Origin of the sequence: Amycolatopsis panacis (assembly GCF_003600245.1) — a bacterium.
GTDB classification, from domain to species: Bacteria; Actinomycetota; Actinomycetes; order Mycobacteriales; family Pseudonocardiaceae; genus Amycolatopsis; species Amycolatopsis sulphurea.
On sequence record NZ_QZFV01000079.1, the window covers coordinates 18,304 to 38,812 of the forward strand.

Annotated in this window: 22 protein-coding genes; 14 read left to right on the plus strand and 8 right to left on the minus strand. The window is 68.8% G+C overall.

Annotation, left to right across the window (positions count from 1 at the left end):
• Positions 1–160: 160 nt before the first annotated feature.
• From D5S19_RS14170 to D5S19_RS14190, 5 genes are all read right to left on the minus strand, one after another.
• Positions 161–1,153: an asparaginase gene (locus tag D5S19_RS14170; RefSeq protein ID WP_120023811.1), complete on the minus strand. Its 993-nt coding sequence runs from the start codon at positions 1,151–1,153 to the stop codon at positions 161–163.
• Between the two features lie 44 nt (positions 1,154–1,197).
• Positions 1,198–2,019 carry a class I SAM-dependent methyltransferase gene (locus D5S19_RS14175; protein ID WP_120023812.1) on the minus strand — a complete coding sequence of 274 codons (822 nt, stop codon included), beginning with the start codon at positions 2,017–2,019 and terminating at the stop codon, positions 1,198–1,200.
• A 150-nt stretch (positions 2,020–2,169) separates the two neighbouring features.
• Positions 2,170–2,907, minus strand: coding sequence for an FAD:protein FMN transferase (locus D5S19_RS14180; RefSeq protein ID WP_120023813.1), 738 nt, complete (start codon positions 2,905–2,907; stop codon positions 2,170–2,172).
• Positions 2,907–3,314, minus strand: a complete 408-nt coding sequence (locus tag D5S19_RS14185; protein WP_120023847.1) for an FMN-binding protein — start codon at positions 3,312–3,314, stop codon at positions 2,907–2,909. Before D5S19_RS14185 ends, D5S19_RS14180 begins: the two co-directional genes overlap by 1 nt.
• 10 nt (positions 3,315–3,324) lie before the next feature.
• Entirely contained in the window at positions 3,325–4,671 is a 1,347-nt protein-coding gene (locus tag D5S19_RS14190) for a ferredoxin reductase family protein (protein WP_407641749.1), read from the minus strand.
• 133 nt (positions 4,672–4,804) lie between these two features.
• Between D5S19_RS14190 and D5S19_RS14195 the strand changes: the two genes are divergently transcribed.
• The 6 genes from D5S19_RS14195 to D5S19_RS14215 all read left to right on the plus strand — a co-directional run bounded on the left by D5S19_RS14195 (position 4,805) and on the right by D5S19_RS14215 (position 10,989).
• Positions 4,805–5,512, plus strand: a complete 708-nt coding sequence (locus D5S19_RS14195) for a response regulator transcription factor (protein WP_120023814.1) — start codon at positions 4,805–4,807, stop codon at positions 5,510–5,512.
• Complete coding sequence (locus D5S19_RS14200; RefSeq protein ID WP_120023815.1) at positions 5,509–6,954, plus strand: sensor histidine kinase; 1,446 nt, start codon at positions 5,509–5,511, stop codon at positions 6,952–6,954. Before D5S19_RS14195 ends, D5S19_RS14200 begins: the two co-directional genes overlap by 4 nt.
• Positions 6,955–7,052: 98 nt before the next feature.
• Positions 7,053–8,423, plus strand: coding sequence for a MocR-like pyridoxine biosynthesis transcription factor PdxR (gene pdxR / locus D5S19_RS14205; protein ID WP_120023816.1), 1,371 nt, complete (start codon positions 7,053–7,055; stop codon positions 8,421–8,423).
• A gap of 80 nt (positions 8,424–8,503) precedes the next feature.
• Positions 8,504–9,601, plus strand: a complete 1,098-nt coding sequence (locus D5S19_RS14210) for a D-alanine--D-alanine ligase family protein (protein WP_120023817.1) — start codon at positions 8,504–8,506, stop codon at positions 9,599–9,601.
• A gap of 48 nt (positions 9,602–9,649) precedes the next feature.
• Positions 9,650–9,814, plus strand: a complete 165-nt coding sequence (locus D5S19_RS34315) for a hypothetical protein (RefSeq protein ID WP_456061908.1) — start codon at positions 9,650–9,652, stop codon at positions 9,812–9,814.
• 5 nt (positions 9,815–9,819) lie between these two features.
• Positions 9,820–10,989 (plus strand): MFS transporter, encoded by a 1,170-nt coding sequence (locus D5S19_RS14215; protein WP_456061909.1) that lies wholly within the window; start codon positions 9,820–9,822, stop codon positions 10,987–10,989.
• On the opposite strand, the gene D5S19_RS14220 is transcribed toward D5S19_RS14215, so the two are convergent.
• Positions 10,970–11,512, minus strand: coding sequence for a DUF3515 domain-containing protein (locus D5S19_RS14220; RefSeq protein ID WP_199730496.1), 543 nt, complete (start codon positions 11,510–11,512; stop codon positions 10,970–10,972). The genes D5S19_RS14215 and D5S19_RS14220 overlap by 20 nt on opposite strands.
• A gap of 19 nt (positions 11,513–11,531) precedes the next feature.
• Positions 11,532–11,765 (minus strand): Lrp/AsnC ligand binding domain-containing protein, encoded by a 234-nt coding sequence (locus D5S19_RS14225; RefSeq protein ID WP_098510818.1) that lies wholly within the window; start codon positions 11,763–11,765, stop codon positions 11,532–11,534.
• Between the two features lie 138 nt (positions 11,766–11,903).
• Between D5S19_RS14225 and D5S19_RS14230 the strand changes: the two genes are divergently transcribed.
• From D5S19_RS14230 to D5S19_RS14250, 5 genes are all read left to right on the plus strand, one after another.
• On the plus strand, positions 11,904–12,863 hold the full coding sequence (locus D5S19_RS14230) for a thiamine-phosphate kinase (RefSeq protein WP_120023819.1): 960 nt from the start codon (positions 11,904–11,906) through the stop codon (positions 12,861–12,863).
• 30 nt (positions 12,864–12,893) lie between these two features.
• Positions 12,894–13,352, plus strand: a complete 459-nt coding sequence (locus D5S19_RS14235; protein ID WP_120023820.1) for a GNAT family N-acetyltransferase — start codon at positions 12,894–12,896, stop codon at positions 13,350–13,352.
• Positions 13,353–13,366: 14 nt separating this feature from the next.
• Positions 13,367–13,897, plus strand: a complete 531-nt coding sequence (locus D5S19_RS14240) for a gamma carbonic anhydrase family protein (protein ID WP_120023821.1) — start codon at positions 13,367–13,369, stop codon at positions 13,895–13,897.
• A 31-nt stretch (positions 13,898–13,928) separates the two neighbouring features.
• Positions 13,929–14,606 carry a uracil-DNA glycosylase gene (locus tag D5S19_RS14245; protein ID WP_120023849.1) on the plus strand — a complete coding sequence of 226 codons (678 nt, stop codon included), beginning with the start codon at positions 13,929–13,931 and terminating at the stop codon, positions 14,604–14,606.
• A gap of 73 nt (positions 14,607–14,679) precedes the next feature.
• Positions 14,680–15,471 carry an alpha/beta fold hydrolase gene (locus D5S19_RS14250; RefSeq protein ID WP_120023822.1) on the plus strand — a complete coding sequence of 264 codons (792 nt, stop codon included), beginning with the start codon at positions 14,680–14,682 and terminating at the stop codon, positions 15,469–15,471.
• 372 nt (positions 15,472–15,843) lie between these two features.
• Here D5S19_RS14250 and rpmB read toward each other — a convergent pair whose 3' ends face one another.
• The gene (rpmB, locus tag D5S19_RS14255; protein ID WP_091623274.1) at positions 15,844–16,035 is read right to left on the minus strand and encodes a 50S ribosomal protein L28; all 192 of its coding nucleotides are present in this window, start codon (positions 16,033–16,035) and stop codon (positions 15,844–15,846) included.
• A gap of 135 nt (positions 16,036–16,170) precedes the next feature.
• Here rpmB and D5S19_RS14260 point away from each other — a divergent pair, with 135 nt between their 5' ends.
• From D5S19_RS14260 to D5S19_RS14270, 3 genes are read left to right on the plus strand one after another with little or no spacing between them, the layout of a single operon-like run.
• On the plus strand, positions 16,171–17,754 hold the full coding sequence (locus D5S19_RS14260) for a DAK2 domain-containing protein (protein ID WP_120023823.1): 1,584 nt from the start codon (positions 16,171–16,173) through the stop codon (positions 17,752–17,754).
• A 2-nt stretch (positions 17,755–17,756) separates the two neighbouring features.
• Positions 17,757–19,910: an ATP-dependent DNA helicase RecG gene (gene recG / locus D5S19_RS14265; protein ID WP_120023824.1), complete on the plus strand. Its 2,154-nt coding sequence runs from the start codon at positions 17,757–17,759 to the stop codon at positions 19,908–19,910.
• A 41-nt stretch (positions 19,911–19,951) separates the two neighbouring features.
• Entirely contained in the window at positions 19,952–20,431 is a 480-nt protein-coding gene (locus D5S19_RS14270; RefSeq protein ID WP_233573892.1) for a GNAT family N-acetyltransferase, read from the plus strand.
• Positions 20,432–20,509 lie beyond the last annotated feature (78 nt).

A 20,509-nucleotide genomic window follows, 5' to 3' on the forward strand; every position in this document is an offset into this window, starting at 1 on the left:
TTCCCCGGATGCGGTGGCTTACGTTGCGCGGTCGCCGGGGACCGGCCGTCGAATGTGCTCCGCTCGCGGCCCCGGAGCCGGGCGCGCGAGTGCGTGCACCCGTGAGCCAAATGGAGTGATGTTCGCCGACGCCGAAGCGCGACACTGCTTCGAATGGGCCTCAGCGGTCGAGATCGCCGCGGAGCCGGAACTGCTGTTCGATCTCCGCGCGCGGCACCCCGGCGGCGAGCAGGAGCTGCAGCAGCGCTCGCGATTTCCGCGGGCACAGCCAGCCCGCCATGGTCGCGCCCATCCGGATCAGGCTCGATTCGGAACCGTGGGATCCATAGGTGGCGCGGAAAGTCGGCCCGGCGCCGGTGCGGGTCGCGACCACGATCGGTACCTCGGCGGACCGGACCACGTCCGCGGTCCCGGCCGACACGTGGCCGACGCCGGTGGCGGCCAGCACCACGCCGCGTGCCCCTGAGTTCAGCACCAGGGAAAGCAGCTCACCTGAATCGCCGAGGCCGGATTCCAGCACCGGCACCAGTCCCTCGACCTGTCCGGCCGGCAGCGCGGGCGGCCGCGGCGCCGGCCGGTGGAAGTAGTGCACGGCCTGTTCGACGACCATGCCGAGCGGGCCGGCCGGTGCGGAGGAGAACGCTTCCAGGTGACTGGAATGCGCCTTTCGCACCCAGCGCGCGGCGTGCACGTCGTCGTTGAAAGCGACCAAAGCACCCCGGCCCCGGCTGCGCGGATCGGCTGCGACGGTGAGCGCGGCGAGCAGGTTGGCCGGGCCGTCCGGGCTGAGCAGGCTCGGGTTCCGCATCGCGCCGGTGACCACCACCGGCTCGTCGAACGGCCAGGTCAGCTCGAAGAAGTACGCCGTCTCCTCAAGGGTGTCCGTGCCCTGCACCACCACCAGCCCCACGGCGCCGGCCTCGATCTGCTCGATGCCCCACTGCCGGGTCTGCGCCAGCTTCGCGTAGCTCATGGACGCGCTGGCCAGCCCCGCGAGCGTGCCCGCAGTGACCTCCATCGGCAGGTCGGCACCGAGTTCGCCGAGCAGGTCCGCGGTGCTGAGCCGGGGCACCGCGTCGTCTTCGAGGGAGCCGCCGGGCGCGATCGAGATGGTGCCGCCCAGCGCGGCGACCGCGACGCGGGGACGAGTCATGCCCGGCACCCTAGCTTGTGTGTTTTCCCGTGCTCGGCGGGGCTTCAGGAGGACAGCACCGCCTGCAGGGTGTAGGTCGCCGCGATCCGCCGTGGGTTGTCGCGCAGCCGCCATTCGCCGTGCTCGGTCCGTTCCATCTCGTTCGGCAGCGCATTCCACGGCACGGTGTCGTGCTCGGTCAGCCCGGTCAGCGTCATGCCCCGGTCCAGCAATCCGGTGACGATCTCGCCGAGACCGTGGTTCCAGCTGTGTGTGACGGTGGTGCGCAGCGGCTCCTCGGCGGCGACATAGGTGCTGTCGTCTTCGAACACGAGTGGTTCCGGATGTTCGAAGTAGTCGTATTTCGGCCACGCGCGTTCGGCTTCGTCGTCGAGACCCCACAGCATCGGGTGGCCCTCGCGCAGGAACAGCCGCCCGCCGGGGCGCAGCAGCCGCGTGACCACGTCGGCCCATTCGCCGATTCGCGGCAACCAGCACAACGCGCCGATGCCGGTGTAGACGAGGTCGAACCGGTCTTCGCCGAAAACGTCCACGGCCTGGTAGACGTTCGCCTCGTGGTAGTCGATCTCCGCGCCGGTGCTCTCCGCGAGTGCGCGGGCCTGTGCGAGCGAGGCCGGGGAAAGGTCCAGACCGGACATCCGGGCGCCGAGCCGGGCGAGGGAGAGCGTGTCGGTCCCGATGTGGCACTGCAAGTGCACACCCCGGAGGCCGGCGACGGAACCGAGCCGCGGCAGATCGAACCGCACGATGTCGCTCAGGTGCCCGGGATCGGATCGGAACCGCGCGAAGCCGTACTCCGCCGAACGCGCGTGGATCGGCGCACGCTCGTCCCAGTTGGCCCGGTTGACCGCGAACGAGTCGGTCATCCCGTCGCCTTGACGGCGGCCCAGAACTGCGCGAGCTGCCACGGATCTGCGCGGTCGACGGAGATGTTTTGCACTACGGCGGTCATCGGCTCCCCCTGAGGTCGTTCCTCCGGAGTCTGCCCGGTCGCGGTGCTGCGCGCGAGCGAGTTTTCAGGCCTGGGTGAGCCCGGGGGAGCGGTGCACGCGCCGGTTCTCGTCGATGATCAGCACCTCGATGCCGGGTTGCTCGGCGGCCCAGGCGATGCCGTCCGTACCGAGCGCGAAGGTGGCAGTGGCGAGGGCGTCGGCGTGAGTGAGGTCTTTGGCGACCACAGTCACACTCGACAGACCTGTCGCGGGTTGTCCGGTGCGGCCGTCGAGTATGTGCGCCCCGCGTTCGTACGCGGCCGACGTTGCGACTGCGCCATCCTGTGAAGCCAGTACCGCGCAGACCTCTTGGGGCTGTTCGGGATGCCGGATGCCGACGCGCCACGGTCGTCCGGGCTCGGGCTCTCCGGACGTGACGACGTCGCCCCCGGCGTTGAGACAGAACCGACGTGCGCCCACGGCGTGCAGCCGGTCGGCTGCGCGTTGTACGGCCCAGCCTTTGACCACTGCGCACGGATCCAGGTCGTGGCCGGGTATCCGTGCGGTGAAGGCGCCGCCGGAGATGTCTTCGTAGTACGCGCACAGCGACAGCACTTCGTCGAGTTCTTCGCTCAGGTCGGCTGGGGACAGCTGCCCTCGCCCGTAGCGGCTCACTTCGCTGTCGGCCTTGAACGGGCTGAACCGGTTGTCCACTTCGTGCAGCCAGGCGAACGCTTCGGCGGCGGCTGAGGTGAGGTCCGCTTCGTCGCGCAAGTCGAGCGAAACGGGCAGGCCCATCACGTACTCCACATGTCGGGGCATCAGGAGCCCTTCGCGTCGATGGCGGCTTGCAGCGAGCTGATGTACGCCTCGCTGGTCATGGTGGCTCCGGAGACCGTGTCGATGTTCGCGCTCTGCGCTTTCAGGGCTTCTTCGCGTAGTTGCGGGAGAGCGTCGATGCCTCGGCCGCTCTGTGGTTCCTGTACGAGCGCGACGTCGGTGATCTGGCTTCCGGTGAAGGTGACTCGTACCTGCACCGTGCCGAACTCGGTCGACTCCGCGGTGCCTTGTGTGGTCACGGTGGTGCTGCCGCTGGAGCCGGTTGAAGTGGACGGCGCAGTCTGCACTGTCGGCGTCGAGGCGGCAACGGTGGTCGCTGAGGGTTCGAAGCGCCACACGGCGACGAACCCTGCAATCGACACGGCGACTGCGAGAATTGTCCTCTTCACGTCGACTCCCTCACGCAGCCAGGCTGAATCGTTCGGCATGCACCTGTGCAGCTGGGACACCCAACTGTCGCACGCTTCGCAGGACAGCGGACGTCATCCCCGCCGGACCGCAGACGAATACGTCGCGCTCGGCGATGTCAGGTACGAGGGCGTACAGGCTTTCCGGTCCGAGTTGCGGTCCGTACGGGCCTGACTGCTCCTTCGGGCCGACTAGGAGGTGTACGACGCCACCGCGTGCCTTCGCGAGGTTCAGCAGCTCCGGAAGGAGCACAGCGTCTTCGCGTCGGTGTGTGCGGTAGAGAACCACCACGTGCCCCGCAACGTCTTCCAGCAACGCGCGGATCGGCGTGATGCCGACACCGCCCGCGATCAGCAACGCGTTGGGCTGCTGCTGGTGAATCGCCGTGAACGCGCCGTACGGACCTTCGGCGAACACTCGCGTGCCGACAGGCAGTGAACGCAGCTTCGCGCTCGACTCACCGACTGCCTTCGCCGTGAGCCGCAATGTACGGCCGTCAGGCGCAGCGGAGAGGGAGAACGGATTCGCCTGCCACCAGCGGTCCCGGGTCAGGAAACGCCACAGAAAGAACTGTCCGGCCCTCGCGGGGAGCTGGTCCAGATCACGACCGGTCAGGTACACGGACACGGTGTTCGCGGATTCCGGCACTACCGCGACGACACGCAGGCGGTGGCGCGCGTTGCGCCACAACGGCAGCACGAATCGTCCCGCGAGCACTGCGACACCGGCTCCGATCCACAGCGTCCACCAGTACCCGCGCGCTACCGGAGAACTCGTGAAGGACTGTCCGACAGCGATCTGGTGGGTGAAGGCGAGGACCACGGCTGCGTACGTGTACAGGTGCACGAAATGCCAGGTCTCGTACGCCATTCGACGGCGCGCGAAGCGTACGGACATCGCGCCGACCACGAGGATCAAGACGAAGGCCACGATGGCGCGCAAAATCCCTTCGAGCGTGGTCGCCAGGGAAACGAGTTCGCTGGCGGCGTTGGTGCCCTCCAGCCCGGCGTAGCCGAAGACAACGAAGACAACGTGCGCGACGAGCAGCCAGAGAAGACTGAAGCCGGTCCAGCGGTGTAGTGACGTCAGGCGGTCCATGCCAAGTCGACGGTCCAGCCACGGCAGCCGCGCGACAAGCAGCAGCTGGAAGGCCATGGCCTGCGCGGCGTACAGCCCGGCCAGCCGGCCGATACTGATCAGTGGCCGATCGGAGAGCCCACCGACGAAAAAGAACACGGTGACCAGCAGCACGTTGGCCGCGAGGAACACCGACAGCCAGATCTTCGCGGCAACCCGTGGTGCCACCGCCGGTCTGGGCGGCGCACTGTGCCGGGGCAAGGTAGTCACGTTCGGGTTCACGAGGTTCAGCGTCGCCGCGGAACCTGTGACTGGTCTGGGCGCAACCTGTCGACTGCCTGTCTGCCTCGGATTCGGGTCGCGCGTTCGCGCGCGCGTCACGGAGGATGGTGGGGTGCGAGACTCGAATACGGTGCGGTTGCTCGTCGTCGACGACGAGCCGCATATCGCCGACCTGGTCGCGACGGTCGCACGGTACGAAGGCTGGCAAGCCGTGACAGCCGGCTCGGGCGCCGAAGCTCTCACGCGCGCCGCCGATTTCCTGCCCGACATCGTCGTGCTGGACTTGATGCTGCCCGATTTCGACGGCTTTACGGTGCTCGACAAGCTGCGTGAGCAGCGCGGTGCAGTGCCCGTGGTCTTTCTCACCGCGAAGGACGCGACGGCCGATCGCGTGGCCGGGCTTACGCGCGGTGGCGACGACTATCTCGTGAAGCCGTTCTCGGTGGAGGAGCTGATGGCACGGCTTCGCGCAGTGCTCCGGCGTACGTCGGGCGCGGAGCCACAACCCGCGCGTGCCGCGGTGCTGCAGGTAGCTGACCTCACGCTCGACGAAGACACCCGTGAAGTCCGCCGGAACGGTCAGCCGGCCGAGCTGACGCCCACCGAATACGAGCTGCTGCGCTACCTGATGCGGCGCTCGCCGTCCGTGCTCACCAAGGCGCAGATCCTCGATCACGTGTGGGAGTACGACTTCGGTGGCCGGTCCAATGTGGTCGAGCTGGTCATCTCGCATCTGCGGCGCAAGCTCGACGCCGGTGCGGAGCCGCTGATCCACACGGTGCGCGGCGTCGGGTACGTGGTCCGCAAGGCCGGGCGGTGAAGCGGATCGGACGCTGGGCCAAGCGCTGGTACGGAGCCTGGCGTGCTTCGCGGCTCGGCACCCGGCTGGCGTTGGGTTTGGCGGCGTTGTCCCTCGTGGTCTTCGCGATCGTCGGCACCTTCACCGTCGAGTTCATGCGCTCCTACCTCGATCGGCGGCTCGACGACCAGCTGCAGACCAGCCAGGTGGCGCAGGTGCCGCATCTGCGTACGTCGACGGGTAATCCGGAGAACGTCTACTCCTGGTATTCCGCGGTCTTCGAGGTCAAGAGCGGGGCTGCGGTCGCGCAACCGGGCGGCGCCTTGCCGGATGACCCGCAGCCGTTGGTGAAGATCGCCGAAGAGGCCGTGCAGGGTGACGTTTATCGCACGGTTTCTCTGAACGGCGAAGGCGACTACCGTGTGCGCGCCTGCCCGGTCAATACCGACCCCGCCGGCACCGGCACCGTGCTGTTGAGCGCAGCGCCGCAGGCTGATCTCGACAACACCGTGCAGCAGCTGGTCCTTGCCGAAGTGGTGGCATTTCTCATCGCGTTGGCAATCCTCGTCGTCTTTGGGCGTCTCGTGCTGCGTCGCGGGTTGCGGCCGTTGGCCGACATGGCGGGCACCGCACACGACATCGCTTCGCACGACCTCACCGCGACGGCGGACTTGCCGGTGCGGGCTACCGGCAGCGGCGGTGGTGCCGAAGTAGAAGAGCTGCGTACAGCGTTCAACCTGATGCTCAGTCACATCGAAGCCTCCCTCGCCGCGCGTACAGCGGCGAACGAACGGCTACGCCGCTTCGTCGCCGACGCTTCGCACGAGTTGCGTACACCGTTGACGTCGATCCGCGGCTACGCCGACCTTTTCCAATACGCGGCAGCCAACGAGCCGGAGGAACGCGAAGCGCATTTGTCGAGAATCCGCGCCGAGACAGCACGAATGAGCGTGCTCGTCGACGACCTCCTGCTGCTCGCACGCCTGGATTCACACGACGCGGAACAACCCGTGCGTCCGGAGCGCATGGACCTGACCGAGCTCGCCACGGCCGCCGCCGACGCGTTCCGTGTCGGCCGCCCCAGCCATCCGCTCACCACCCGGCTTCCTGACGAGCCGGTGATTCTGCGGGCAGACCCGTTACGGCTACGGCAGGTCGTGGACAACTTGCTGGCCAATGCGGCCGTACACACTCCAGAGGGCACTGCGGTGGAGCTGTCCCTGTCCGTCGAAGGCAATACAGCCGTCGCGCAGATCACCGACTCCGGCCCGGGAATCACGGTCGAAGACCAACAGCGGATCTTCGACCGTTTTTACCGAGTCGACAACTCTCGTACGCGGGCAGCCGGCGGAACCGGGCTCGGGTTGTCCGTGGTGCAGTCGCTGGTGGTGGAACACGGCGGCACAGTCAGTGTGGAAAGCCGACCGGGCCGTACGACATTCACAGTGCGATTGCCTCGCTGACGCGGCTGCGTACGTGGTGTGGCACCCAAGTGGCCTTGTTGAACGTCCACTTCTTCTACACTTGAGAAGGCTACTTGGAGTTCGAACGGAGGTCAGCCGTGTCGTATGCCGACACTGCGTTGCCCGTCAGCCTGAACCGGACGTCGGGCACGCCACTCGCTGTACAGCTGGCTGATGCCCTGCGCGAGGCCGCTGCCGGTGGGCATCTCCGAGGCGGCGATCGGCTCCCGTCCACCCGCGCGCTTGCTGAGCGACTCGGCGTCTCGCGCACCGTCACGTCGGCCGCGTACGAGCAACTGCACGCCGAAGGGTGGATTGCGGGCCGCCACGGCTCCGGCACCTACGTCACTACTCCGCCGACGCGTGCCGCGGCTTCGGTCGTACCGCCGGACTCGCTCGTCGCCGAAGCAGACACGGCACCAATGCTCGACCTCACACCGGGCGCGCCGTGGGCGGCCGGGGTAGACCGCGCGGCGTGGCGACGCGCATGGCGCGCGGCAGCCGATCCAGAACCGCTGACGCGAGCGCACCGTGCTGGGCTCCCTGAGTACCGCGCGATCGTGTACGAGCACTTGTTGCGACACCGTGGGCTGGCGGCAGGCTCGGTGCTGGCGACAGGAGGCACCACTTCGGCTGTGGTCGAACTGGCCGCCGCAGTGGTACGTCGTGGCTCAGCGGTCGCTGTCGAGGAGCCGGGATACCAGCGCGCCGTACAGGCATTCCGTCAAGCCGGGCTGACCGTGGCGGGTGTTCCGGTCGACGAAGAAGGCATGCGCCCCGACGCCATCCCAGCAGGTGCGCGCGCGGTGTACTGTTCACCTGCGCACCAGTACCCGATGGGCAGCCGGATGAGCGCGGCACGCCGCGTACAGCTTGTCGAACGTGCCCGTGCTGAAAACATGCTGGTGATCGAGGACGACTACGACGGCGAGCTGCGCTTCGACGTCGCTCCGCTGCCGCTGTTGGCCGCGCTCGCCCCGGACGTCGTAGTACACCTTGGCACGACAAGCAAGATCCTCACTCCGACGCTCGGCGCCGGCTGGCTCGTGGCGCCCGCAGGAGTGGCGGAGTCCGTACTCGCCTACCGCGATCTGACCGGCACCCGGCCGTCCCCGGCCGGGCAACGCGTGCTTGTCGAACTAGCAAGGGCCGGCGACCTCGGCCGGCACCTGCGTCGGCTTCGCCGAGAACTGGCCGTACGCCGAACCCTGCTGGCCGAAGCGCTATCCGCGGCGGCCGTCCCGGTCCTTGGCGACGACGCCGGCGCGCACCTCGTCGTACCCACGGAAAGCCCCGAAGACGAGTCCCGGCGCATCGCCGCCGCCGAACGCCACGCCATCCGCCTCGACGGCCTGTCCCGCCACTTCGCCGGCACCCCCACCGCGTACGGCATCGCCTTGGGCTATGGGGGCTGTTCGAGAGAGGCTCTGATTGCCGCGTTGCCAAGGCTGGTGCAGCTGCTGAGTTGACCGGTCACTCGCCGCTCGGGCGGCCGTCCCACCACGGTCCTGCTCGGGGTGGCGGAGATCGCCGAGTACCGTGACCGGCTATGAGTGCGGATAAAACCCGGGTGGCGGTCGTGTTCGGCGGGCGCAGCAGTGAGCACACCATCTCGTGCCTGTCCGCGGGCAGCGTGCTCGCGAACCTGGACCCGGACCGCTTCGAGGTGCTGCCGGTCGGCATCACCCCGCAGGGTGGCTGGGTGCTCGGCACCGGCGATCCGGCGCAGCTGAGCATCCAGGGCCGCGAGCTGCCGTCCGTGGAGAGCGGGCGCTCCGTCGTGCTCGCCGGCGACCCGACCAGCCGCGACCTGCGTACGGTCGACCCCGGCGAGGTCACCGAGGTGCTCGGCGGGGTGGACGTCGTGTTCCCGGTGCTGCACGGTGCCTTCGGCGAGGACGGCACCATTCAGGGCCTCCTGGAGCTGGCCGAACTCCCGTACGTCGGGCCGGGCGTGTTCGCCAGCGCCGCGGCGATGGACAAGGAGTACGCCAAGAAGCTCCTCGCCGCCGAAGGACTGCCGGTCGGCACGTACGCCGCGCTTCGCCGCGGACAGTCGACAGTGACCCCGGAAGATCGGGAGCGCCTTGGCCTGCCGGTGTTCGTGAAGCCGTCCCGGGCCGGGTCGTCGGTGGGCATCTCGCGGGTCACCGATTGGTCCGATGTGGACGCTGCGATCGAGCTGGCCCGGCGCGTCGACCCGAAGGCGCTCGTGGAGGCCGCGGTGCCCGGGCGCGAGGTGGAATGCGGGGTGCTCGAATTCCCGGACGGCCGGGTCGAGGCCTCGCTGCCCGCGGAGATCCGGGTGCTCGCCGAGGGTGAGAACGCCTGGTACGACTTCGAGACCAAGTACCTCGGCGAAGACGCCGAGCTGGACATCCCCGCCAAGCTGGGCGACGCGCTCACCGAGCGCCTGCGCGGGATGGCCGTCGAAGCCTTCCGCGCACTCGACTGCCAGGGCCTGGCCAGGGTCGACTTCTTCGTCACCGAAGACGGCGAACTGGTGATCAACGAGGTGAACACCATGCCCGGGTTCACCACGAAATCCGCCTACCCGAAGATGTGGGCGGTCACCGGCGTGGACTACCCGACGCTGCTGAGCACCCTCGTCGATACCGCGCTCGCCCGGGGCACCGGACTTCGCTGAGCGCTCTACCGTCAGGCCCGGCCCGGTGCCGCGGGCAGGAGGCAGCACGTGCGGATCGCATCCCGGCTCGACCGGCTCCCGGTCACCCGCCGGCACCGGTACTTCGTCGCAGTCGTAGGCGTGGCCACTTTTTTCGACCTCTACGACCTTTTCCTCGCGGCGACCATCAGCACCGTGCTGAGCAAGGAGTTCGGCGTCACCGCTGAGACCTGAAGTACGTGCTCGCCTCGGCGTTCGTCGGTGCGTTCGTGGGCGCGGTGTTCCTCGGCAGGCTCGCCGACCGGCTCGGCAGGCGCCGGGCGTTCCTGCTCACCCTCGGGCTGTACTCCGTGTTCACGCTGCTCGGCGCGTTCAGCACGGACGTGTGGATGCTCGTCGCCTGCCGGTTCGTCGCGGGCATCGGCATCGGCGCCGAACTGCCGATCGCCGACGCCTACCTCGCCGATCTGCTCCCCGCGCGCGCCCGTGGCCGGGCAACGGCTTGGGCTTACACGATCGGCTTCTGCGGCGTGCCCGCGGCCGGATTCCTCGCCCGTGCGCTGGTCGGCCACACGCCGCTCGGCGTCGTAGGCTGGCGGTGGCTGTTCGTGATCGGGGCGCTGGGCGCCGCAGTCGTGTGGGCGTTGAGGTTCACCCTGCCGGAGTCGCCACGCTGGCTCGCCGCCCGCGGCCGCGTGACCGAGGCCGACGAAATCGTGCGCCGGCTGGAGGAAAGCGCGCCCCAGCCGTTGCCTGAACCGGCCCCGGAGCCGTCCGCACCGGAACCGGAGCGGGCCTCCGCCCTGCTGCGCCCACCGTGGGTACGCCGGACCACGATGCTGTACGTCTTCCAGCTGCTGCAGTCGTTCGGCTACTACGGATTCGGCTCGCTCGTGCCGATTGTGCTGGCGGCCAAGGGATTCGACCTCGTCTCGTCGCTGACCTTCAGCGCGCTGACGTTCCTTGGCTACCCGATCGGTTCCGCGCTGTCCGTGCCGATCATCGAGCGGATGGAGCGCAAATGGCTGATCGCCGGGAGCGCCGCCGGGATGGCGATGTTCGGGCTGGCCTTCGGCTACGCCACTTCCGGGGTGCTGATCGCGATGTTCGGCTTCGGCTACACGGCGGTCAGCAACGTGTTCTCCAACGCCTTCCACACCTACCAGGGCGAGTTGTTTCCGACCTCGCTGCGCGGCACCGCGGCCGGTTCGGCCTACGCGTTGTCCCGGCTGGCCACCGCGGCGATGCCGTTCGTGCTGCTGCCGATTCTGCGGTCCGCCGGGGCGAGCACGATGTTCGCCGTGGTCGCGGGCGCGATGGTGCTGCTGATCGTGGATGTCGTGGTGCTCGGCCCGCGCACCACCGGCGAATCGCTGGAGACGATCGCGGCTAGAACCGCACGGGCCTGACCGGCAGTTTCGCCGTGACGAGGTCGGAGATCGTTTGCAGCGGCCCGGTTCCCGCCGAACCCGGCACGGTGAGCGCGGCGTAGACCTCGCGGTCGACCACGTACCAGGTGGCCGCCTGGTCCTGGGTGACTTCCAGCCACTGCACGCCGTTGATCACCCGCAGCTGCGCGGTCCGGGTCAGCTCGGGGGGCCGTTCGAGCCCGCAGCGCAGGACCACCGGATCGTCGGTGCCCCAGGCGGCGGTGGCTTTCGGCGCCGGATCGGCGAGGGGCCGCCGGGCGAGCTGCTTGCCGTTGGAGGTGAGCGTGGCCGGTGCGGCGTCCATCAGCGTGGTGCAGCCGGCCCCGGTGGCCTGCGGGGCGGGCACGGCGACCAGCGGGAGCGGCCCGTCCGGAGCCGGACCGGCCTCGGCGTCGGGCCGGGTCAGCGCGAAGACGGCGACCGCGACGGCCAGCGCGACCACGAGCACGGACGCGGTGACGAGCACCACCCTCGGCGGTGCTCCGGTGTCGGTGTCTGCCACCGCACCAGTGCATCACGGCTCAGAGATGCACCACCGGGCAGGTCAGCGTGCGAGTGATCCCCTCCACGTTCTGCACCCGCGCGACCACGAGCTGGCCCAGCTGGTCCACGGTTTCCGCGGTGGCACGCACGATCACGTCGTAGGGACCGGTGACGTCCTCGGACGTGGTCACCCCGGGCACGTCGGCGATCTCCGCCGCCACCGCGGCCGCCTTGCCGACCTCGGTCTGGATCAGGATGTATGCATGGACCACGGCGTGCCCTTTCGTCGGTACGAGCGGTGTGCAGGTAGGAACGGTGTAGGCAAACTAGCGCCGGACCCGGGAAAAACCTAGGGGATCCGACTGTCGGTGGTCGAGCTGACGACGGCCTAGAGGAAGCGGAGGTGACCGGTGTCACCGGAAGACGGCTCGGTGGCCGGGACGGGCGAGTTCGCGCTGATCCGGCGGATCACCGGAGGGCGCCGGCAGCCGGCGTCCACCCTGCTCGGGCCCGGCGACGACGCGGCGGTGCTCGCCGCGCCGGACGGACGGGTGGTGGCGACCACCGACGTGCTCGTGCACGGCGTGCACTTCCGGCTCGACTGGTCGAGCCCGGAGCAGGTGGGGCGCAAAGCAGTCGCGGTGAACCTGGCCGACGTGGCGGCGATGGGCGCGAAACCCTCGTCGGTACTGGTCGGTATCGCCTGCCCGCCGGACACTCCCGCGCAGGTCGTGGCGGAGATCACGGACGGGATGTGGGCCGAGGCGGCGCGCGTCGGCGTCGGGGTCTCCGGCGGGGATCTGGTGAGTGCCGATCAGCTCGTGCTCAGTATCACCGCATTGGGCGACCTGGAGGACCGGGAGCCTGTCACCCGGGCGGGTGCGCGGCCCGGGGATGTGCTCGCCATGGCCGGGCGGCTGGGCTGGGCCGCGGCCGGGCTCGCCGTGCTGCGCCGTGGATTCCGCTCTCCGGTCGGGGTGGTGAACGCCCAGCGCTGCCCGGAACCGCCGTACGAGGCCGGCCCGCAGGCCGCGCTCGCCGGCGCGACCGCGATGCTGGACGTGTCCGACGGTCTGCTGGCCGATCTCGCGCACCTCGCGGACGCCTCCGAGGTCGGTCTCGACGTGCAGACCGGTCTGCTGGAGGTTTCCACGCGGCTGCAGGAGGTCGGCAGCGCGCTCGGCGCCGACCCGTTGACCTGGGTGCTCACCGGCGGCGAGGACCACGCGCTGGTCGCCACCTTCCCGCCGTTCGACGATTTGCCCCAGGGCTGGCGAAAGATCGGCGTGGTGACCATGCCCGGCTCCGGGGTGACCGTGGACGGCGAGGCGTACGGCCGCCCAGGTGGCTGGGAACACTGGCAGCAGTAAGGGTTCCCGGCGCCCATTTACGCTGGCGCTGTGGAGATCCGTATCGTCGCCTTCGACCATCCCGACGCGGCCAAGCTGACGGCCGAGGTACAGCAGGAGTACGTACGCCGGTACGGCAACGAGGACGAGACGCCAGTCGCCGTGGCGGAGTTCGCGCCGCCGCAGGGACTGTTCTTGGTCGGCTACCTCGATGGAGTGCCAGTGGCTTCCGGCGGTTGGCGTACGCACGAGGGTGGAGCCGTCGAACTGAAGCGGATGTACGTAGTGAAGTCCGCGCGCGGCAGGGGAGTCGCCAGGGCCATGCTCGCCGAACTGGAGCGTACGGCGCAGGCGGCGGGCGCCGTACGCGTCGTACTGGAGACGGGTACCAAGCAGCCAGAGGCGATTGCGCTCTATCTCTCATCGGACTATCACGAGATCCCCGCCTTCGGCCTCTACGGTGATCTGGTGGAGAGCCGTTGCTACGGCAAAAACCTCGCCCGTGACTGACCGAAGGACCGAATTTGGCCATATACGCACTTGGTGATTGCGAACCGACGATCCACCCGGACGCGTACGTGCACCCCGATGCGACAGTGATCGGCGACGTGCGTATCGGCCCGCGTGCGTCGGTATGGCCACAGGCGGTGCTGCGCGGCGACCACGGGTACATCGAGATCGGCGAAGACTCCAACGTGCAGGACGGTTGCGTACTGCACTGCACTTCGCGGCACCCGACGATCCTCGGGCCGTCGTCGGCCATCGGTCACGCTGTACACGTTGAAGGAGCGACGATCGGCACGGGTTGTCTCATCGGGTCGGGTTCGGTGGTGCTGAACGGAACGGTGATCGAGGACGGCGGCATGGTTGGCGCGGGCGCTGTGCTCTCGTACGGCGCGTACGTCGGTTTCGGCGAGATCGCATTGGGCGTACCCGCGAAGGTGCGGCCCAACAAGTCCTTCTCCGCTGAGCAGATCGCGCGGGTCGTCGATTCGTACGTACACCGCGGCGCGCGATTCCGGTCCGAGCTGCGTCGTCTTGACCCGCTCCGGTGACTTCGCGTACGTCGCGCTAGGCTCGCAGGCCGTGACCGCACGACCGCTGCATGAGATCGTCGAAGCAGGCTGGGCGCAGGCCCTCGAACCGGTGGCCCCGCAGGTCGCCGCGATGGGGGAGTTCCTGCGCGCCGAGATCGCGGCAGGCCGCACGTACCTGCCTGCAGGTGAGCATGTGCTGCGCGCCTTCCAACAGCCTTTCCAGAACGTACGGGTGCTGATCGTCGGCCAGGATCCGTACCCGACGCCCGGGCACGCGGTCGGGCTGAGCTTCTCGGTGGCGCCGGACGTGCGCCCCATTCCGAAGAGCCTGATCAACATCTACAAGGAGTACACCGAGGACCTCGGTCATCCGTTGCCTGCCAACGGCGACTTGACTCCGTGGGCCGATCAGGGGGTGCTGCTGCTCAACCGTTCGCTCACGGTGCAGCCGCACAAGCCCAACTCGCATCAGGGCAAGGGCTGGGAGCAGGTGACCGAGCAGGCGATCAAGGCACTCGCCGCTCGGGGTGGGCCGCTGGTGGCCATTCTGTGGGGGCGCAACGCGCGCAACCTGCGGCCGATGCTGGGCTCGGTGCCGTGTCTCGAATCGGCGCACCCGAGCCCGCTTTCGGCGCACAACGGCTTCTTCGGCTCGCGTCCGTTCAGCCGCGCGAACCAGTTGCTCACCGAGCAGGGCGCCGGACCGGTGGAGTGGAAACTGCCCTGATCGGCGTGTCCGTTCCGGGTACCGGGCTTCGACCTCGAAGGTGAGAACGAACCCAGAACCCAGGAGGACAGCCATGACCGCCACCGTCACTTCGGCCGACGGCACTTCGATCGCCTTCGACACCTACGGCGTCGGCTCTCCGGTCCTGCTGGTCGGTGGTGCAGTGAACGACCGCACCACGGTCGCAGCGCTGGCCGCGACGCTGGGTGGAGCCGGCTTTCAGGCCGTCGCCTTTGACCGGCGAGGCCGAGGTGCCAGCGGCGACGCCCCGGTGTACACCGTCGAGCGCGAGGTCGGCGACGTTGCTTCGCTGATCGAAGCGGTGGGCGGTTCGGCCGCGCTGTTCGGCCACTCGTCGGGCGCGATTCTGGCGCTCGAAGCCACCGCTCGTGGACTGCCGGTCACGAAGCTCGCCGTGTACGAGCCACCGTTCATCGTGGGCGACGCACGGCCTCGCCCCGGCGAGGACCTGGCCGAACGCATCAGCGCCGCGCTAGCCGAAGGAGACCGTGACAGCGCGGTCGAACTGTTCCTGACCGAGGGGACCGGCGCTCCGGCAGCCGTCGTGGACAGTATGCGGAACACGCCGGTGTGGGACTGGTTCGTCAGCCTCGCCCACACGCTGCCCTACGACCTGGCGGTCTGCGGCCCCGGCAACCACTTGCCCACCGATCGCCTCGCCGCGATCACTGTCCCGGTGCTGTCACTGTCCGGCGGCGCAGGCGAGGCGTGGATGGCGACCTCCGCCGCAGCCGTCGCGGACGCCGTCGCACACGGCCGGCACGAGGTAGTGCCCAACCAGGATCACGGCGTACTCAGCGCACCAGAATCCCTACGTGAGCCCCTGACCACCTTCTTGCGATGACTCTTCGGTGCCCATCGCCCCGCGCCTCACCCGGCCTGCGCCGGCACCCAACCGGAGCCGAGTAGCCACTGACTGGCGACCCCCTGGTGACCACCGGCTCGTGACTCACGCCGGCCAGCGTCGCTGGCGACCACGGCCAGTGGCCACTGACTGGCGACACCTGGCGACCACCACCCCCGTGACCACCGTCCGGCGACCATTCGCCTTCAAACGACCACAACCCGGTAACCGCCAAGCCCGGGCCGACCACCTCGGGGGTCCAGGGGGCTTGCCCCCTGGCGGGGGCCCGGGGGTTCGACCCCCGGAAAACACCCGGACGACAAAATGGCGAGTGCCCTCCACGAGCACTCGCCACCCTATGTCGTACGCCGCTCAGCCGCGGACGACCTTGCCCGCCTTGATGCACGACGTGCAGACGTTCAGGCGCTTACGCTGGGACACGCCGATCTTGGCGTGCACAGTCTGGATGTTCGGGTTCCACCGGCGGTTGGTACGCCGGTGGGAGTGCGAGACCGACTTGCCGAAGCCGGGCCCCTTGCCACAGACGTCGCACACGGCAGCCACGTCGAACTCCTCTGGATACTGGGACAAAGAATGCGTGCCCGAACGCGCCGGGCAACTCGACCATAGTAACCAGTGGTCTCCGGGGCCTCGTCGCGGGGTCGATACCCTCGCGGGGACCAGCGAGGAGGTTACGGCGTGCAGGTGCTCGACGCGACGGCGGTGTCGGACTGGGCGGGGGCCTGTGTGCGCAGCCTGTCCGTACTGCGCCCGGCGATCGACGGCATCAACGTCTACCCGGTCGCGGACTCCGATACCGGCTCCAACCTGCTGTACACCATGACCGGCGCGTACGAGGCTCTTGCCGGCGCCGAAGCCACGGACGCCGCGACCGCGCTGGCCGTACTGGCGCGTGGTGCGGTCCGGAATGCGCGGGGCAACTCCGGGGTCATCCTGTCGCAGGTGGTGCGTGGGATCGCGGAGTGGGCCGAAGGGGGCGCGAACCTCGACGGCGCCGGTCTCGCCGCCGCGCTCGGCCATGCCGACGAAGTCGCCACGGGGGCGGTTAGCCGCCCGGTGGCCGGGACGATGCTCACTGTGTTGCACGCTGTGTCCGCGTCGGTACGCGGAGAGACACGTACGCTCGCCAAGGTTGCCCATGCTGCCGCTCTCAGCGCTGCTGCGGCGTTGGAAGAGACTCCGCGACAGCTGCCTGCCCTCGCGAAGGCCGGTGTAGTGGACGCAGGTGGGCGTGGCCTCGTAGCCGTCCTCGATGCGCTCGCTGCGGTGATCACCGGCGAAGCAGCGCAACCCACGCATGAGCTCGAAGCCGTACGTACGCCCGAGCCGCAGCCGTACGCGTGGGAAGTGATGTACCTGCTGGACGGCGTCGACGAAGACCGTCTACCCGCGTTTCGCAAGGAACTGAGCGGTTTCGGCGACAGCGTCACCGTGGCCGGCGATGGTTCGGGCAGTCACGCTGTACACGTGCACTGTGCCGATATCGGTGCCGCTATTGAAGCGGGGCTCCAGCTGGGCCGTCCGCGGCACATCCGTGTCGAGCCGTTGATCACGCCCACGCCGATCGAACCTGGTGGCGGGCTGGACCGTTCGGTGGTCGCAGTAGTCCGCGGCGGCGCCCTGGCCGAGCTGTTGCGGGCCGAAGGGCTCGCGGTGCTGGCTGTGCCCGAGGACGAGACGCCCAGCGTCGAAGACATGATCGGCTTGTTCAACGAAGTCGCCGGGCAACGCCTGATCGTGCTGCCGGGCGGTCCCGAGCTAACCGTGGCCGCCAACGTCGCGGCAGGCCATCCGATGGTGGGCGACCGCGAAGTGGTCGTGATTCCGTGTGCGTCGCCGGTGCAGGTGCTGGCCGCGCTCGCGGTGCACGATGCGGACCGCCGGGTGAACGACGACGTGGTCGCCATGGCCGAGGCCGCCGCCGCGACCAGGCGTGGCGAGCTTCGGATCGTCCGGGAGGAGTCGCTAACCTGGGTGGGCCGGGCGCAGTCCGGCGACGTGCTCGGCCTGGTCGACGACGAGGTGGTGCTGATCGAACCGGCACCGGCCTCGGAGGCGAATCTCGTCGCGGCCGCGATGGGCGTGCTCGCCCGGATGCTGGCGCTCGGCGGCGAGCTGGTCACCGTGCTCGGCGGTGCGGACGCCCCGCCGGGGGTGGCCGTCGCCCTCGCTGCGCAGCTCCGGCAGGAGCATCCCGAGGTGGAGTTGACGAGTTATGCCAGTGGCCAAAGTGACGCAGTGCTGCTGATGGGGGTCGAATAGCGATGGCCGAGTTGCAGGACAAGCTGCCGCTGCTGCTGGGCGCGAAAACGGCGAAAGCGCTGGCCGGTGCGCTCGGCATCGAGACTGTTTCGGATCTGCTGCGGCACTATCCGCGCCGATACGCCGAGCGTGGCGAGCTGACCGACATCGCCGGGCTGGAGCTGGGCGAGCACGCGACCGTGCTGGCGCGGATCGAGAAGATCAGCAAGCGCCGGATGAAGTCCCGCAACGGCACCATCCTCGACATGGTGATCACCGACGGCCGCCGTCGGCTCGCGTGTGCCTTCTTCAACCAGGCGTGGCGCGAGAAGGAGCTGGCGCAAGGCAAGACCGGGCTGTTCGCGGGCAAGGTCACTGCGTTCCGGGACACGCTTCAGCTCGCCAACCCGGAGTACGAGCTGCTCGATGCCGAGCGCGAAGCGGAGGCGGTGGACAACTTCCTGGCCGAGATCATCCCGGTGTACCCGGCTGCGCAAGGCATGCCGACGTGGTCGATCGCGAAGTGCGTACGGCAGGTACTGGACGTACTGGAGGTCGGCGACGACCCAATGCCCGAGGAGCTGCGTACGCGGCATCACTTGATCGGGTTGGAGCGCGCGCTGCGCGGTATCCACCGCCCGGAGGACTGGGCGCACCTGGAGACCGCGCGGCACCGGCTCAAGTGGGATGAAGCTATGGCCGTACAGCTGATTTTCGCGCAGCGTCGGCACTCTGCGGTGTCTCGCCCGGCGAAGGCGAGCCCACACCACGACGGTGGCATTCTTGACGCGTTCGACAAGCGGTTGCCGTTCGACCTCACTGCCGGGCAGCGTGCGATCGGCGAGGAGATCGCGACGGACCTGTCGTCCGGGCACCCCATGAACCGGCTGTTGCAGGGCGAAGTCGGCTCGGGCAAGACAGTGGTCGCGTTGCGCGCGATGCTGCAGGTAGTCGATTCCGGCCGGCAGGCCGCGATGCTCGCACCCACCGAAGTGCTGGCGGCGCAACACGCGCGGTCGCTGCGGGAGATGCTCGGCGAACTGGGGATGGCGGGGGAGCTAGGGGCGGCCGAGAACGCAACCCGGGTTACGTTGCTGACCGGCTCGATGGGCGCGAAGGAACGTAAGAAGGCGTTGCTGGACACCGTGAGTGGCGAAGCGGGCATCGTCGTCGGCACGCACGCGCTGATCCAGGACACCGTGCAGTTCCACGATCTCGGCCTCGCCGTGGTCGACGAACAGCACCGCTTCGGCGTGGAACAGCGCGACGCGCTCCGATCGCGTGGGGCGGATTCGACGAGTCCCCACGTGCTGGTGATGACTGCGACGCCGATCCCACGTACGGTCGCGATGACCGTCTACGGCGACCTCGAAACGTCCGCGCTGCGCGAAATGCCGGTCGGGCGCTCGCCGATCAAGACGTCGGTCGTCCCGGTGACGGAGAAGCCGGCGTGGTTCGACCGTGCGTGGGAACGGGTACGCGAAGAGGTCGGAAAGGGTCACCAGGCGTACGTGGTGTGCCCGCGGATCGGCGATGAGCCGCCGTCGGACAAGAGCGACAAGCGGCCACCACTGGCTGTGCTGGACGTGGCACCGGATTTGGCGAACGGCGCGTTGAAGGGCTTGAAGATCGCCGCGCTGCACGGCCGGATGCCCGCAGACGAGAAGGACGCCGTAATGCGGGCCTTCGGCGCTGGCCAGATCGAAGTCCTCGTGGCGACGACCGTCGTCGAAGTCGGCGTGAACGTGCCCAACGCGACCGCGATGGTGATCCTCGATGCAGACCGGTTCGGCGTGAGTCAGCTGCACCAGCTTCGCGGCCGGGTGGGCCGGGGCAGCGTGCCCGGGTTGTGCCTGCTCGTCACGGAGGCGCTGGACGGTACGTTCACTCGCGAACGGCTGACCGCCGTCGAGTCCACTACGGACGGTTTCGAACTGTCTCGCCTGGACCTGGAACTACGGCGCGAAGGTGACATTCTCGGCGCCGCGCAATCCGGAAAGCGCTCCGGCCTCAAGCTGCTTTCGCTGCTCCGGGACGAGGGCGTGATCACCGAAGCGCGGACACAGGCGCAGGAGATAGTGGTCGCCGATCCGGCACTGGTGTCGCATCCCGGCCTCGCGCAGATGGTGTCCGACGTCGTGGACCTGGAACGGGCCGAGTTCCTGGAGAAGAGCTGATCCGCCCCGCGGTCCCGGCCGACGCCGCTGGTATCGCCGAAGTGCACGTACGCTCGTGGCAGGCCGCGTACGCAGGACTTCTCCCGGACGACTTCCTACAAGGCCTGTCGATCGAATCGGCGACGCGTACGTGGGCCACCCGCCTCGCCGAGCCCCGCCCGGACGGCGCGATCCTCGTGACGTCCGGACAGGGTTCGGCGATCGCCGGCTTCGCCGCCACCGGCCCGAGCCGAGACGAGGACGCGTCTCCGGAGACGGGCGAGCTCTATTCGATCTACCTGCTCCCTACCGCCTGGCGCCACGGCCTGGGCACTGCCTTGCACGACCACGCGATGACCACACTGGCGGGCACTTTTGCCACGGCCACCCTGTGGGTCCTGTCCACCAACACCCGAGCCCGCCGCTTCTACGAACGCGCCGGCTGGACCCCCGACCCGAGAACGAAAATCGACACCGTGGCGGACGGCCGGATCACGTTGGAGGAAGTCCGGTACCGGTTTTCCTTGCGGGATCGGAGCTGAGGCCGGGCGCCCGCGTGCCGGGGGCGTCGCGAACGCTGATTCGCGAGCGCTGAAGCTCAGTCCCCAAGAGAGAATCAT

Bases quoted from the DNA above. Each gene is read 5' to 3' on its own strand.
- D5S19_RS14170 (WP_120023811.1), bottom strand. From the start codon at position 1,153: ATGACTCGTCCCCGCGTCGCGGTCGCCGCGCTGGGCGGCACCATCTCG.
- D5S19_RS14175 (WP_120023812.1), bottom strand. From the start codon at position 2,019: ATGACCGACTCGTTCGCGGTCAACCGGGCCAACTGGGACGAGCGTGCG.
- D5S19_RS14180 (WP_120023813.1), bottom strand. From the start codon at position 2,907: ATGCCCCGACATGTGGAGTACGTGATGGGCCTGCCCGTTTCGCTCGAC.
- D5S19_RS14210 (WP_120023817.1), top strand. From the start codon at position 8,504: ATGAGTGCGGATAAAACCCGGGTGGCGGTCGTGTTCGGCGGGCGCAGC.
- D5S19_RS14250 (WP_120023822.1), top strand. From the start codon at position 14,680: ATGACCGCCACCGTCACTTCGGCCGACGGCACTTCGATCGCCTTCGAC.
- recG (WP_120023824.1), top strand. From the start codon at position 17,757: ATGGCCGAGTTGCAGGACAAGCTGCCGCTGCTGCTGGGCGCGAAAACG.